Annotated in this window: 15 protein-coding genes; 9 read left to right on the top strand and 6 right to left on the bottom strand. The window is 67.6% G+C overall.

The window, feature by feature from the left end; genetic code table 11:
* Window positions 1–194: 194 nt before the first annotated feature.
* Together RXV90_RS13615 and RXV90_RS13620 are read right to left on the bottom strand one after the other, a co-directional pair.
* Window positions 195–485 carry a hypothetical protein gene (locus RXV90_RS13615; protein WP_316649323.1) on the bottom strand — a complete coding sequence of 97 codons (291 nt, stop codon included), beginning with the start codon at window positions 483–485 and terminating at the stop codon, window positions 195–197.
* 17 nt (window positions 486–502) lie between these two features.
* Entirely contained in the window at window positions 503–2,029 is a 1,527-nt protein-coding gene (locus RXV90_RS13620; protein ID WP_316649324.1) for an ankyrin repeat domain-containing protein, read from the bottom strand.
* A gap of 229 nt (window positions 2,030–2,258) precedes the next feature.
* On the opposite strand from RXV90_RS13620, the gene RXV90_RS13625 reads away from it, so the two are divergent.
* The 7 genes from RXV90_RS13625 (at window position 2,259) to RXV90_RS13655 (ending at window position 7,449) form a co-directional block, all read left to right on the top strand.
* The gene (locus RXV90_RS13625) at window positions 2,259–4,031 is read left to right on the top strand and encodes a DNA polymerase III subunit gamma/tau (RefSeq protein ID WP_316649326.1); all 1,773 of its coding nucleotides are present in this window, start codon (window positions 2,259–2,261) and stop codon (window positions 4,029–4,031) included.
* Complete coding sequence (locus tag RXV90_RS13630) at window positions 4,028–4,411, top strand: hypothetical protein (protein ID WP_316649327.1); 384 nt, start codon at window positions 4,028–4,030, stop codon at window positions 4,409–4,411. The genes RXV90_RS13625 and RXV90_RS13630 overlap by 4 nt, the downstream gene beginning before the upstream one ends.
* Before the next feature lie 13 nt (window positions 4,412–4,424).
* Window positions 4,425–4,769 (top strand): YbaB/EbfC family nucleoid-associated protein, encoded by a 345-nt coding sequence (locus tag RXV90_RS13635; protein ID WP_316649328.1) that lies wholly within the window; start codon window positions 4,425–4,427, stop codon window positions 4,767–4,769.
* A 13-nt stretch (window positions 4,770–4,782) separates the two neighbouring features.
* Window positions 4,783–5,376 carry a recombination mediator RecR gene (recR, locus tag RXV90_RS13640; RefSeq protein WP_316649329.1) on the top strand — a complete coding sequence of 198 codons (594 nt, stop codon included), beginning with the start codon at window positions 4,783–4,785 and terminating at the stop codon, window positions 5,374–5,376.
* A gap of 91 nt (window positions 5,377–5,467) precedes the next feature.
* Window positions 5,468–6,397: an ABC transporter ATP-binding protein gene (locus RXV90_RS13645; RefSeq protein ID WP_316649330.1), complete on the top strand. Its 930-nt coding sequence runs from the start codon at window positions 5,468–5,470 to the stop codon at window positions 6,395–6,397.
* On the top strand, window positions 6,394–7,155 hold the full coding sequence (locus RXV90_RS13650) for an ABC transporter permease (RefSeq protein WP_316649331.1): 762 nt from the start codon (window positions 6,394–6,396) through the stop codon (window positions 7,153–7,155). Before RXV90_RS13645 ends, RXV90_RS13650 begins: the two co-directional genes overlap by 4 nt.
* Before the next feature lie 171 nt (window positions 7,156–7,326).
* Window positions 7,327–7,449: a hypothetical protein gene (locus RXV90_RS13655; RefSeq protein ID WP_316649332.1), complete on the top strand. Its 123-nt coding sequence runs from the start codon at window positions 7,327–7,329 to the stop codon at window positions 7,447–7,449.
* Window positions 7,450–7,878: 429 nt separating this feature from the next.
* Here the strand turns inward: RXV90_RS13655 and RXV90_RS13660 are convergent, their stop codons facing one another.
* Together RXV90_RS13660 and RXV90_RS13665 are read right to left on the bottom strand one after the other, a co-directional pair.
* On the bottom strand, window positions 7,879–8,694 hold the full coding sequence (locus tag RXV90_RS13660) for a cyclase family protein (RefSeq protein WP_316649333.1): 816 nt from the start codon (window positions 8,692–8,694) through the stop codon (window positions 7,879–7,881).
* A gap of 84 nt (window positions 8,695–8,778) precedes the next feature.
* The gene (locus RXV90_RS13665) at window positions 8,779–9,540 is read right to left on the bottom strand and encodes a DUF1013 domain-containing protein (protein ID WP_316649334.1); all 762 of its coding nucleotides are present in this window, start codon (window positions 9,538–9,540) and stop codon (window positions 8,779–8,781) included.
* A gap of 124 nt (window positions 9,541–9,664) precedes the next feature.
* Here RXV90_RS13665 and RXV90_RS13670 point away from each other — a divergent pair, with 124 nt between their 5' ends.
* Both RXV90_RS13670 and RXV90_RS13675 read left to right on the top strand, forming a co-directional pair.
* Entirely contained in the window at window positions 9,665–10,297 is a 633-nt protein-coding gene (locus RXV90_RS13670) for a ribonuclease T2 (RefSeq protein ID WP_316649335.1), read from the top strand.
* 9 nt (window positions 10,298–10,306) lie between these two features.
* Window positions 10,307–11,008 carry a DUF1868 domain-containing protein gene (locus RXV90_RS13675; protein ID WP_316649336.1) on the top strand — a complete coding sequence of 234 codons (702 nt, stop codon included), beginning with the start codon at window positions 10,307–10,309 and terminating at the stop codon, window positions 11,006–11,008.
* Here RXV90_RS13675 and RXV90_RS13680 read toward each other — a convergent pair.
* The gene (locus tag RXV90_RS13680; RefSeq protein WP_316649337.1) at window positions 11,005–11,979 is read right to left on the bottom strand and encodes an NAD(P)H-quinone oxidoreductase; all 975 of its coding nucleotides are present in this window, start codon (window positions 11,977–11,979) and stop codon (window positions 11,005–11,007) included. The genes RXV90_RS13675 and RXV90_RS13680 overlap by 4 nt on opposite strands.
* Window positions 11,976–12,680 carry a COQ9 family protein gene (locus RXV90_RS13685; protein ID WP_410482369.1) on the bottom strand — a complete coding sequence of 235 codons (705 nt, stop codon included), beginning with the start codon at window positions 12,678–12,680 and terminating at the stop codon, window positions 11,976–11,978. Before RXV90_RS13685 ends, RXV90_RS13680 begins: the two co-directional genes overlap by 4 nt.
* Window positions 12,681–12,719 lie beyond the last annotated feature (39 nt).

Here is a 12,719-nt window from a genome sequence, read left to right on the forward strand (position 1 = left end):
TGCCGACGGTGGAGCGGGACGTTTTATGGAGCAAGCCCGTGGGGGCTTTAGCGGTGAGGTGCCCGCGCAAGAAGCGCCTGCCCGCCGGGACGGGCATGCGCTGGCCCGGCGGCCCTGCGGGCCTTGACTCCGGGCCAACCACCGCCTTGCCGATCCTCGTGCGTGGCGGGCCGGCTTCACCCTGCGAGGCGGGCTCAGAGGATGGTGGTGAGGATCGCCGCCAGAAGGAGGCTCGCGCAGGCGATCGGCACCAGCCCGAGCCGCCGCGGGGTGCTGCGCGCCGGCCAGTGGCGGGAGACGCGGTAGACCGGGATCGACAGCATCGCCGCGATCCCCTGCCAGCCGAGGAAGGTGGTGACGCGGTTCAGCCCGCGCACGAAACCGTCGCCCGTGGGCTCCACCACCCAGAAGGCGAGGACGGAGCCGGCCCAGGCAAGCAGCCAGGCCGTGCCCCAGATCATCAGCCAGAGACGCGCCTTGTCCATCGCCCCGAAGCCTGCCGTCAATCGGTGTCGTTGACCACCCTCTCGGGGGCCTCTTCGGCCCAGTCTTCCAGCAGGGCGGCCAGATCCTCGACCCCGCAATGGGTGATGTCGTGGCGGTGCCGCGGCGATCCCGCTTCCCAGATCAGCCGCGCCGCGCCCAGATGATCGCGGCGGGCGCGGGCCGGGCAGAACTCGGCCCCGTGGATCACGGTGCCCATGAGATCGCCGCCGTAGATGTTGCGGTGGGCGAGGTCGGGGGCGTGATCGAGGAGGAAGGCGACCACATCGGCGTGGCCCTCCCAGGCTGCGATGTGGATCGCGGGCATGCCCTGTTCGTCCATCTCGTTCGGATCGAGGCCGAGGGAGACGAGGCGTTTGACGTGCCCGAGCGGATCTTCGTAGCCGAGGATGCGGTGGATCATGCGGCGGGATTCGTCGGTGAGGCCCGAAGGCTCGATCCGGCCCGTGGCGCGGCCGTCGGCGGCCTCGGCCAGCAGGGTCTCACTGGGATCGAGGGGCGTGGCCTGCCCGGCCTCTTCGAGAACCTGCGCGACCGCGCGGTTGCCGCGCATCCGGGCGAGCGCATAGGCGGTGTGGCCCTGATAGGGGGCGGTTCCGTCGGCGCCGTGGGCGATCAGAAGCCGCGCGACCTCGGCCGAGCACATTCGGCGGGCGGCCTGGTGGAGGCCCGGAATCACCACGGGCGGCTGGCCCGAGGGGTGATCTGCGGGGCCTTCGTTGGGGTCGGCCCCGGCCTCAAGCAGCAGGCGCACCATTTCGGCGTCGTCGAAATCCATCGCGCGCAGAAGCGCGTTGGTGCCTTCGGTTTTGGCGTTGAACTCGAGGAGGAGTTTCAGGCCCTCGGTGTGGCCGAGTTCGGTGGAATGGTAGAGGGATTCGTTGTCGTTCGGATTGGCGCCCTGTTGGAGAAGCCATCGGGCAAGGGGGACGTTTCCGGCATGGCCCAGCGCGCCGTAGAGGGCAGAGAGGCGGTGGACTGAGCCCTCCTCGGCGGGGTAGCTGTCATTGACATCCGCGCCATGCGCCACGAGGCGTTCGGCGATGTGGATCGAGGCGGCGGGCCCGTCTGGGTGATGCTTCCACTGATGCGAGAAGGCGAGGTGCAGGATCGGGGCGCGGACGCCGATCATCGACGTCGCCGCACCCGGGTCACGGGCAAGTGCCGCCGTCACCGCGTCTTCACGGTAGAGCGCGATCTGGAGGCCAAGGTTCATTTCCGGAAGATCGGGGTCTTCGGCCAAGAGGCGCTCGACCACCCAGTGCTGGCCGTAGAAAAGCGCGATCTTCAGGCGTTCGGCGCGCGCCTCGCGCGACATGGCGGCGATCTCGGCGGCGGCCTTGAGCCTGGGCCAGCTGTCGAAGCCTTCCTCGCGGGCGATGATGTGCAGCGCATCGGCGTGGCGGAGGGTGCGGCCATCGGGGAAGACTGCGCGGATGCGGGCGAGCGCGTCGGGCTCGCCCGCGCCGGCGGCGCGTTTCAGCCGCCTGGCGGCACGTCTGAGCGTATCGAGGGATTGGGTCATCGGGGTCTCCTTCAGGGCCCGATGGTCCGCCGGTCGGGCAGGAAGACCCGATGAGGGTGATTCCTGAGAAAACTCGGGGGTGGCTTGCGCCTTTCCGCGGACCCGGATGCCGCCCCTGACGGCAGGGCCAGCGTACAGGGACAGGTTTCGCCGGGCAAGCCGGGCGGGAGGTTTACCCCGGACCGGGGGCGTCCTATTCTCGCGCTTCAGACGTTCCCGACAGGTGCCCATGTCCGATTCCCCCACCCCCGGCTATCAGGTTCTCGCCCGCAAATACCGGCCCGAGACGTTCGCCGATCTCGTGGGGCAGGATGCGATGGTGCGGACACTGCGGAACGCCTTCGAGGCGGACCGGATCGCGCAGGCCTTTATCCTCACCGGCATCCGGGGGACGGGAAAGACCACGACCGCGCGGATCATCGCGAAGGGGATGAACTGTATCGGCCCCGACGGCACCGGCGGCCCGACGACCGACCCATGCGGGCAGTGCGAGCATTGCGTCGCGATTTCGGAAGGCCGGCACGTGGATGTGCTGGAGATGGACGCGGCCTCGCGCACCGGGGTGGGCGACATTCGCGAGATCATCGAAAGCGTGGCCTACCGGGCGGCGAGCGCGCGGTACAAGGTGTATATCATCGACGAGGTTCACATGCTGTCGACGAGCGCGTTCAACGCGCTTCTGAAGACGCTGGAGGAGCCGCCCGCCCATGTGAAATTCATCTTCGCCACAACCGAGATCCGGAAGGTGCCGGTCACCGTGCTGTCGCGCTGCCAGCGGTTCGACCTGCGCCGGATCGAGCCCGAGGTGATGATCGATCTTCTGAAGAAGATCGCGGGGGCCGAGGGGGCGGAGATCGCGGGCGACGCGCTGGCGCTGATCACGCGCGCGGCGGAGGGATCGGCGCGGGATGCGACCTCGCTTCTCGACCAGGCGATCAGCCACGGGGCCGGCGAGACGACGGCCGAGCAGGTGCGCGCCATGCTGGGGCTTGCCGACCGGGGCCGGGTGATGGATCTGTTCGACATGGTGATGTCGGGGGATGCCGCCGGTGCCCTGGGCGAGTTGTCGGCACAATATGCCGACGGGGCCGATCCGATGGCGGTGCTGAGGGATCTGGCGGAGGTGACGCACTGGATATCCGTCATCAAGATCACGCCCGATGCCGCCGACGACCCGACCGTATCGCCCGACGAGCGCGCGCGGGGGCAGGCCTTTGCCGAGAAGCTGCCGATGCGGGTGCTGACGCGGATGTGGCAGATGCTTCTGAAGGCGCTGGAAGAGGTGGCGCAGGCGCCGAACGCGATGATGGCCGCCGAGATGGCGGTGATCCGGATGACCCATGTGGCCGACCTGCCGACACCGGAGGAGCTGGTGCGGAAGCTGGGGGATGCGCCCCCTTCCCCGGCGCCGGGGCCCTCGGGCGGTGGCGGCGGTGGTGGAGGCGGCGGGCGCGCCGCGCCGCAGACGCAGGCCGTGTCGGGACCGGCGGCCGGGGCCGAGCGGCCGGTGCCGAGCGGGCCGTCGATGCAGGCGGCGGCGCCGGTGCTGGGGGCCGAAACCTCGCTCGCGCGGTTCGCGCGGTTCGAGCAGGTGGTGGAGCTGATCCGCGCCAACCGGGACGTGCAGCTTCTGATCGAGGTGGAAACCGGCGTAAGGCTAGTGAGCTATTCCCCGGGGCGGATCGAGTTCGAGCCCGCCGAGACCGCGCCCGCGAACCTGGCCGCGAAGCTGGGCCAGCGGCTTCAGGCCTGGACGGGGGTGCGCTGGGCGATCAGCGTCACCGGCACGGGCGGCGCGCCGACGATCGCCGAAATCCGCGATGCCGAGACGGCGAAGACAGAGAAAGAGGCGCTGGGCCACCCGATGGTGCAGGCAGTGATGGCCGCCTTTCCCGGCGCGACGATCAAGGCGGTGACGACCCGCGAGGCGCTGGAAAACGCCGCGGCGGAGGAGGCCCTGGCCGAAGTGGACGAGGAATGGGATCCCTTCGAGGAAGAGTGAGCGCCACGCTTGCCCTGATGCTCGCCCCCCTGCCCGCCCTGGCAGAGGTATGCGACAAGGTGCGCCCCCTGTGGGAGCCGGGCGCGCCCGCAACCGGCTGGGACGAGCTTCTGGGCCTGATGGCCACCCCGCCCTCGCTTGCGCTTCTGATCCTGTCCGCCGCCGCGATCCGGTTCGGGCACCAGTGGCTGGTGCTGACGGCGGTGGTGGGCTGGTCGATCTGGGTATCGTTCGTGGCGATGTCGGCACCCGATGCGATCCGGCAGCAGGCGATCGCCGAAGGCTGTATCGGCAGCCCCGTCTTGTTCATCATCGTCGTCGCTGCGATATGTGGCGGGATGATCCTGTACACCTCGCGCCGCGCAAAGCGGCCGAACTGATCGGAGGCAGTGAATGTTCAAGGGACTTGGGTCGCTCGGCGACATGGGCAAGATGATGAAGGCCGCGCAGGAAATGCAGGGCAAGATGGAGCAGTTGCAGGAAGACCTGGCCTCCATCACCGTGACCGGGGAAAGCGGCGCGGGGCTTGTGAAGGCCACGGCGACCGCGAAGGGCGAGTTGACCGCGCTGGATATCGACCCGTCGATCTTCAATCCCGACGAGAAGGAAGTGGTGGAGGACCTGATCCTTGCCGCGATCAAGGACGCCCAGCAGAAAGCCCAGGAAAAGAGCGCCGAGGAGATGCGGAAGCTGACCGAGGGGCTGGGCCTGCCGGCGGACATGAAGCTGCCGTTCTGAGCCCCGCACGCGCGTGAAGCCCTCGCCAGAGATCGAAACGCTGATCGACATGATGTCGAAGCTGCCGGGGCTTGGGCCCCGGTCGGCGCGGCGTGCGGTGCTGCACCTGATCAAGAAGCGGGCGGTTCTGTTGACGCCCCTGGCCGAAGCGATGCGGGCGGTGGGCGAGACGGCGCGCGAATGCCTGAATTGCGGGAATATCGGCACCGGCGATATCTGCGAGATCTGCGCCGCCGAGAAGCGGGCCACCGGCGAGATCTGCGTGGTGGAGGACGTGGCCGATCTTTGGGCGATGGAGCGCGCGGGCGTGTTCGGCGGGCGCTATCACGTGCTGGGCGGCACGCTGTCGGCGCTGGATGCCGTGGGGCCCGAGGATCTGAGGATCCCGCGGCTTCTGGACCGGATCGCATCCGAGAGCGTGCGCGAGGTGATCCTTGCGCTGAATGCCACGGTCGATGGCCAGACGACGGCGCATTACATCGCCGAGCAGGTGCCCGACGGCGTAAGCGTGACCTCGCTGGCGCAGGGGGTGCCGATCGGGGGCGAGCTTGATTACCTCGACGACGGGACGATCGGGGCGGCGCTGAAGGCGCGGAAGACCTTCTGAGAACCTCTGCAATTCTGCATGGGCCTCATGCGCGGGGCGCACGGTTTCGCGGGTTGCGCCGGAGGTGTGGAACGCCCTAGGAGACGGGACCATGGCCCCCATCGTTTCCATACGCGACCTGAAGAAGACCTATGCGAGCGGGTTCACCGCGCTGAAAGGCGTGACGCTCGATATCGAGGAAGGCGAGATCCTTGCGCTTCTGGGCCCCAACGGCGCGGGGAAGACGACGCTGATTTCCACCGTCTGCGGGATCACCACCGCAACCTCGGGCACCGTGACGGTGGGCGGGCACGACATCATCGACGATTACCGCGCGGCGCGAAGCCTGATCGGGCTTGTGCCGCAGGAGATCAGCCTGGAGCCGTTCGAGACGGTGACGAGCACGGTCAACTTCTCGCGCGGGCTGTTCGGACATCCGCGCGATGCGGCGGCCGTCGAGGCGGTGCTGCGGCAGCTGTCGCTCTGGGACAAGCGCGACGCGAAGACGATGGAGCTTTCGGGCGGGATGCGGCGGCGGGTGCTGATCGCGAAGGCGCTGAGCCACGGCCCGCGGATTCTGTTTCTCGACGAACCCACGGCGGGCGTCGATGTCGAGCTGCGCCGGGACATGTGGGAGACGGTGGCGAAGCTGAAGGCCGAAGGCGTGACGATCATCCTCACCACCCATTACATCGAGGAGGCGGAGGCGATCGCGGACCGGATCGGCATCATTTCGGACGGCGAGATCCTTCTTGTCGAAGAGAAGGAGGCGCTGATCCGCCGGATGGGGCAGAAGCAGCTTGTCGTGGAACTGGCCGAGCCGGTGGAGGCGATCCCGGAGAGCCTGGGCGATTACGCGCTGGAACGCGAGGGCGGCGGGGATCGGCTTGTCTATACCTATGACCGGCAGGCGGAGCGCACGGGCATCCGGCGGCTTCTGAACGATCTGGATGCCGCCGGGCTGACGCTTGCGGATGTGCAGACGCGGGAATCCTCGCTGGAGGAGATATTCGTAGGGCTTGTGAAGGAGACGGGGGCATGAACCTGACCGCCGTGATCGCGATCTACCGGTTCGAGATGGCGCGGACGTTCCGCACGCTTCTGCAATCGGTCGTCTCGCCCGTGCTGTCGACCTCGCTTTACTTCGTCGTCTTCGGGGCGGCGATCGGCAGCAGGATCGACGAGGTGGAGGGCGTGAGCTATGGCGCCTTCATCGTGCCCGGGCTGATCATGCTGTCGGTGCTGGTGCAGTCGGTGTCGAACGCCTCGTTCGGGATCTATTTTCCGAAATTCATCGGCACGATTTACGAGCTTCTGTCGGCGCCCGCGTCGTTTCTGGAAATCACCGCGGGCTATGTGCTGGCGGCGGCCACGAAATCGCTGATGATCGGGCTGATCATCCTGGCGACGGCGTTCTTCTTCGTCGATCTGAGGATCGAGCATCCGGTGTGGATGCTTCTGTTCCTCGTGCTCACGTGCCTCAGTTTCAGCCTCTTCGGCTTCATCATCGGGATCTGGGCGCAGAGTTTCGAGCAGTTGCAGCTTGTGCCGCTCCTCGTCGTGACGCCGCTCGTCTTCCTCGGGGGGTCGTTCTACTCGATCTCGATGCTGCCGCCGGTCTGGCAGACGATCACGCTGTTCAACCCCGTGCTTTACCTCGTCTCGGGCTTCCGCTGGTCGTTCTACGGGATGAGCGACGTGGCGCTGGGGTGGTCTTTGCTGGCGATTCTGGGGTTCACCGGGGCCTGCATCGCGGTGATCGCGTGGATCTTCCGCACCGGGTATCGGATCCGGCAATAATCGCCTGCTTTCGTTTCCCGGGCGGCGGGTAATCGGCGTTTTATGTGACATGCCACACATAGTTCGGGGGGCGGGGGCCCGAAATTTCCTTTTTCTGAGCCGCAATGCTCCTTACCCGCGTCCGATTCGCCCGGCATCTTGGCACCATCGAACGCAAGCGAGGATTGGCAGATGACCGCGATTATCAACCGCCTGAAGGGCACGCAGATCGACGAGACGCTGGAAAGCCGCATGGACAAGCTTTCGGCAGAGCTCGCCGCCCCGGTGCCCGCGAAAGGCCGCCTGTTCGGTTAATGAGTTTCGGGCCGTGTGTGGCCCATCGTAAAGAAAAGGCCCCGCCGGTTGGCGGGGCTTTTCTCTTTCTGGAGGTCGGATTGGCGGGACTTTGCTAACACATGCGATAAGCCGGGCGGGGCCCGACCGCGGGTGGGTCCGCCGACGCCTGCTCTGGGCGCTTTATCTCTCAAACCCGAATGACATCGCGCAGGATTGCGGCGTTGGAATAGGGCCCGCCCGGGGGGCGGTGTCCCTCGGGCGAAAGGTCCACCGGACCTTTCGCGGGACCCTCGGAACCGCTGCCCGGCGGCGCTGCGCGCCTTGATTCCGGGCAAAGAGGGCTCAAGTCAGACATCCTCCACTCCCGCGCATGCCCCCGAATGCATCCCCGGCAAGTTGAAAGCCCCGCCGTCGAGCGGGGCTTCCCTTCGTCCACCTTGCGCGTCGTCACACCATCGCGATGATCCGCGCCGGGCCGCCGGAGCCGCCGCGATGGGTGGGGGCGCCGACGAAGACGGTGGCGCCCGCTTCCGGCACCTGATCGAGATTGGCGATGTTTTCCACCCCGTAGCGGTTCGTGGGCAGCCAGGCGTAATGGGTTGCGAAGGTTTCGATGGAACCGATGTCGAGCGAGGCGGAATCGGTGGCGATCGCCACCGCGCCGGTGTTTTCCATCAGCATCTGCGCAGCCTCGACATGGAAGCCGGGGTAGTGGCGGACGTTGTTGTCGTCGAAGCCGATGAATTTCGGGGTGGCGACGTGCTTCTGCCAGCCCGAATTCATCGCGACCATCGCGCCGTCGGGAATATCGCCATTGCGGCCGATCCAGGCGGCGAGATCGTCGGGCGTCACCTCGGCCTCGTCATCGGCATCGGCCTTTTCGCGGATGTCGATCACGCAGAGCGGGCAGACGAGGTTTTCGACCGGGATCTCCTCGACCGACTGGCCGTCGGCGGAGAAATGGAGCGGCGCGTCGATATGGGTGCCGGTGTGTTCGAAGACCGCGAGGTTGAAGGCGTTGAACCCGCTTTCCGAAAACTTCGCCGCCTGATCGATGCTGATGCCCGGGGGGTCCGACCAGGTGGGAAAGGCGGCGTCGACCACGTAGGTGAGATCGACGATGCGGCCCGGGGCCTGCGCGATGGCGCGGGTGCCGGCGGCGAGCCCCGCCGCCGCGACGGTGGCCGCGGGCGCGGCGGTGAGAACCTGGCGGCGCGACAACATGCGCGCCTTCACGCTTTCCATCACACAGACGTGGCACATGGCGTATCCTTCCCTGCTGGTGCCGGGGCAGCCTAGCAGGTTCGGAGGATTCCCCAAACGCCCCCGTGAGAGGGGGCGTGCGCCTTAGCGGTGGTCGTCGTCGTCCTCGTCGTCGTCATCCGAGGCGTCGGGCAGGTTGAAGAAGCTGTCGGCGTCGGGGACGCGATCGTCTTCCTTCTCGTCGTCGTCGCTGTCGGTGAGCGTGAAGGTCTCGAGCCCCGAGATCGCCGTCGGGATCTTCGGTTCGTCCGGCATGCCGAGGCTTTGCTCGGTCGAGACAAGCTTGCGGCGTTCGTCATCCGTCATCACCTCGCCGTCGCGGGCGCGCTTGGCGGCGGCCTTCTGGACGGCGGCGTCAAGCTCGGACTGCTTGGTGAGGCCCAGCGCCACCGGATCGACCGGCTGGATGTTCGTGATGTTCCAGTGCGTGCGCTCGCGGATCGACTGGATCGTGGGCTTCGTGGTGCCCACGAGTTTCGAGATCTGCGCGTCGGTCAGTTCTGGGTGGAACTTCACGAGCCAGAGGATCGCCGCGGGGCGATCCTGCCGCTTCGAGAGCGGCGTGTAGCGCGGGCCGCGGCGCTTTTCCTCGCCCACGGCGGCGGCGTTGAATTTCAGTTGCAGCTTGTGCAGGGGATCCTTCTCGGCCTTGTCGATCTCGTCCTGGGTCAGCTGGTTGTTCTGAACCGGGTCGAAGCCGCGCACGCCGGCGGCGACGTCGCCATCGGCGATGCCCTGAACCTCAAGCTCGTGCAGCCCGCAGAAATCCGCGATCTGCTTGAAGCTGAGCGTGGTGTTGTCGACCAGCCAGACCGCTGTCGCTTTTGCCATGATCGGTTTGTTCATGCGGATTCTCCTCGGACACGTCTCTCCCCGTGCCGGAAAACGGCTGTTCCGGGCTGGAACGGTTCCTCGTTTTCGGGGAGGTTGGCAGGCATATAAGCGTATCGTGTGCCGGAGAAAAGAGGAAATGCGACTGGCTTTTGTCCTGATGGCCCTCTGGCCCTTTGCCGCCATTGCGGATGGCGAGCGGGCCGGGGCGTTCGATTATTACGTGCTGTCCCTGAGCTGGTCGCCCACGTGGTGCGCGCTGGAGGGCGATGCGCGGGGTTCGCCGCAATGCGCGCCCGAACGGGATCACGGCTGGGTTCTGCACGGGCTTTGGCCGCAATATGAGGAAGGCTGGCCCAGCTATTGCCGGGGGACGGCGCGGAACCCGTCGCGGGCGGATACGGCCGCGATGGCGGATATCACCGGGACGGCGGGGCTTGCCTGGCATGCGTGGAACAAGCACGGGCGGTGTTCGGGGCTGTCGTCGGAGGCGTATTTCGAGGCGGCGCGGGCGGCGTTCGTGGCGGTGGAGAAACCCCCTGTGCTGAGGGCGCTGAAGGAACCTGTGCGGGTGCCCGCGCGGGTGATCGAGGACGCGTTTCTGGAGGTCAATCCGGCGCTTGAGGCGGACATGATCACGATCACCTGCAAGTCGAACCGCATTCAGGAGGCGCGCGTGTGCCTGACGAAGGAATTCGAGCCCCGGGTGTGCGGGCGCGACGTGATCCGGGATTGCCGGGCGACAAGTGCGCTTATCGAGCCGATCCGGTAGGGGGACGTGATGGACGTGTCAGAAGCGATTGCCGCGTTTGCGGAAGCGGGTAAGAGCGCGCCGCCGGCGCGGCTGGGGCAGCGCTACAGCGCCGCGGAATTTCTGCCCGAGCATGGGAATACGGTGGTCTGCCATCTTGATCTTGGCGCCCCGGGGCATGAGGCGGTGCTGGAGGCGCGGGCGCGGATGCGGGCGTTGCCGGAGGCGGAGCGGTTTCTGTTCACGCCGGTGGAGAGCCTGCACATGACGGTGTTCGAAGGCGTGATCGAGACGCGGCGGACGGCGGATGCCTGGCCCGGCGCGCTTGACCGGAACGCGCCCGTGGACGAGGTGACGGCCTGGCACCTCGCGCGGCTTCAGAACTTCGATGCGCCAGAGCCCTTCGAGGTGCGGGTGGCCGGGGTGAGGCCCACGGGGCTGGTGCTGACCGGGGCGACGCCGGCCGATGAGGAACGGATGCGGACGTGGCGCGAGGCGCTGACCGGCCCCTTCGGTTACCGGCATGCCGATCACGACGCCTATACGTTCCACATGACCTTCGCCTATCCCGTGGCCTGGTTGCCCGACGCCGTGCTGCCTGACTGGGAGGCAGCCTATCGCGAGATCCTTGACGCGCTTCAGGCGATCCCCGCCCTGCCCCTCAGGCCGCCCGCGTTCTGCCGCTTCGCGGACATGACGTATTTCGAGGAGCTTCTGGTGCTGGGCCGCTAGCCGCCCACGCGGAGCACGATCTTGCCGATATGGCCGGAGCTTTCCATCCGGGCATGGGCGCCTGCGGCGTCGTCCAGCGGAAATTCCGAATCCATCACCGGGCCGATCCGGCCCGCGTCGAGGAGCGGCCAGACACGGGCCAGCAGCTCTTCGGCGATGCGGGCCTTGGCGGCGTCGCTTTGCGGGCGGAGGGTGGAGCCGGTGATCGTGAGGCGGCGGACCATTGCGAGGGCGAAGTTCACCTCGGCCTTGGGGCCTTCGAGGAAGGCGATCTGGACGAGGCGGCCGTCTTCGGCCAGCGCGCGCAGGTTTCGCGGGATGTAGGGGCCGCCCACCATGTCGAGGATCAGGTTCGCGCCGCCTTCCGCCTTCAGGATGTCGACGAAATCCTCCTCGCGGTAGTTGATGGCGCGCTCGGCGCCCAGATCGCGGCAGGCGGCGCATTTGGCCTCGGACCCGGCGGTGGCGAAGACGCGGGCGCCGAAGGCGCGGGCCAGCTGGATCGCGGTGGTGCCGATGCCCGACGAGCCGCCATGGATGAGGAAGCGTTCGCCGGCCTCAAGGCCGCCGCGCATGAAGACGTTGGACCAGACGGTGAAGAAGGTTTCGGGCAGGCAGGCGGCCTCTTTCAGCCCCATGCCCTGCGGCACGGGCAGGCAGTGGGCGGCGGGCGTGGTGACGTATTCGGCGTAACCGCCGCCGGGAAGAAGCGCGCAGACTTCATCGCCCACCGACCAGCCGGTGACGCCGGGGCCCAGTTCGGCGATGCGGCCCGAAGCTTCGAGCCCCGGCAGATCGCTCGCGCCTTTCGGCGGGTCGTAGGCGCCCGCGCGCTGCAGCGCATCGGGGCGGTTCACGCCGGCATAGGCGACCTCGATCAGAACCTGGCCGTGGCCCGGCACCGGCCGGTCGCGGGTGGCCGGGGCGAGAACCTCGGGCCCGCCCGGTTCGGAGATTTCGACGACCTTCACCGCGGGCCTTCCGGGCTGACCGGCCACTGGCCCGGAACGTCGGTGCGGCGGGTGCGGGGCGCGCGGACCCTGGCGAAGATCTGGTTCGGGATGTCGGCAAATTGCTTCAGCACCGGGGTTTCGCGCATCTTCGCCTTCAGTTTTTCGATCTGCATCACCTCGTCGATGCGGCGATCGAGGAAGGCCCAGGTGTCGGCATGTTCGTGGCTGTCGTCGCCCAGCCAGTAAAGCACCGTGGCGCTGTAGACGCCCGAAAGCGTGGCGCGCTTTGTGTACCAGTTCAGGTCGTCCGAGGTGTCGCCCAGCGCCGTCCAGATCGCATCTGCCGTGCCCCAGATGAGCTGCGCCCCGAGCGGCGCGTTCTGGGGCAGGGCGAAGAGCGTGGTGCCGCGGCGCACCGCCTCGCGATCCTCGGCCAGTTCGAGGCGGAGGCGGACGGCGGTGGCGACCCGGTCGCGGAACCGCATGGAGGAGAGATCCATCGCGCCAAGCTGTTCAACCATCGCGGCATCGCCCATGCGGTGAAACGCGACCGCGAGATCGAGCGCGCCGCGGGGCGCCTCGGTGGCCGCGAGGGCCGGGTCGATCCCGCTATCGGCCACGGCGGCGCGGAAGGCCGCGGGCGACCAGCCGTCGAAGGCAACATGGGGCAGCGCGGCCCCGACAAGGGCCTGAAGGGTGTCTGAAACGGGCTGTGTCACGGTCATACCTCCTGAAATGCGCAGTGGTAGACAAGGTAA

Origin of the sequence: Ovoidimarina sediminis, from assembly GCF_032586175.1 — a bacterium.
GTDB lineage: Bacteria > Pseudomonadota > Alphaproteobacteria > Rhodobacterales > Rhodobacteraceae > Ovoidimarina > Ovoidimarina sediminis.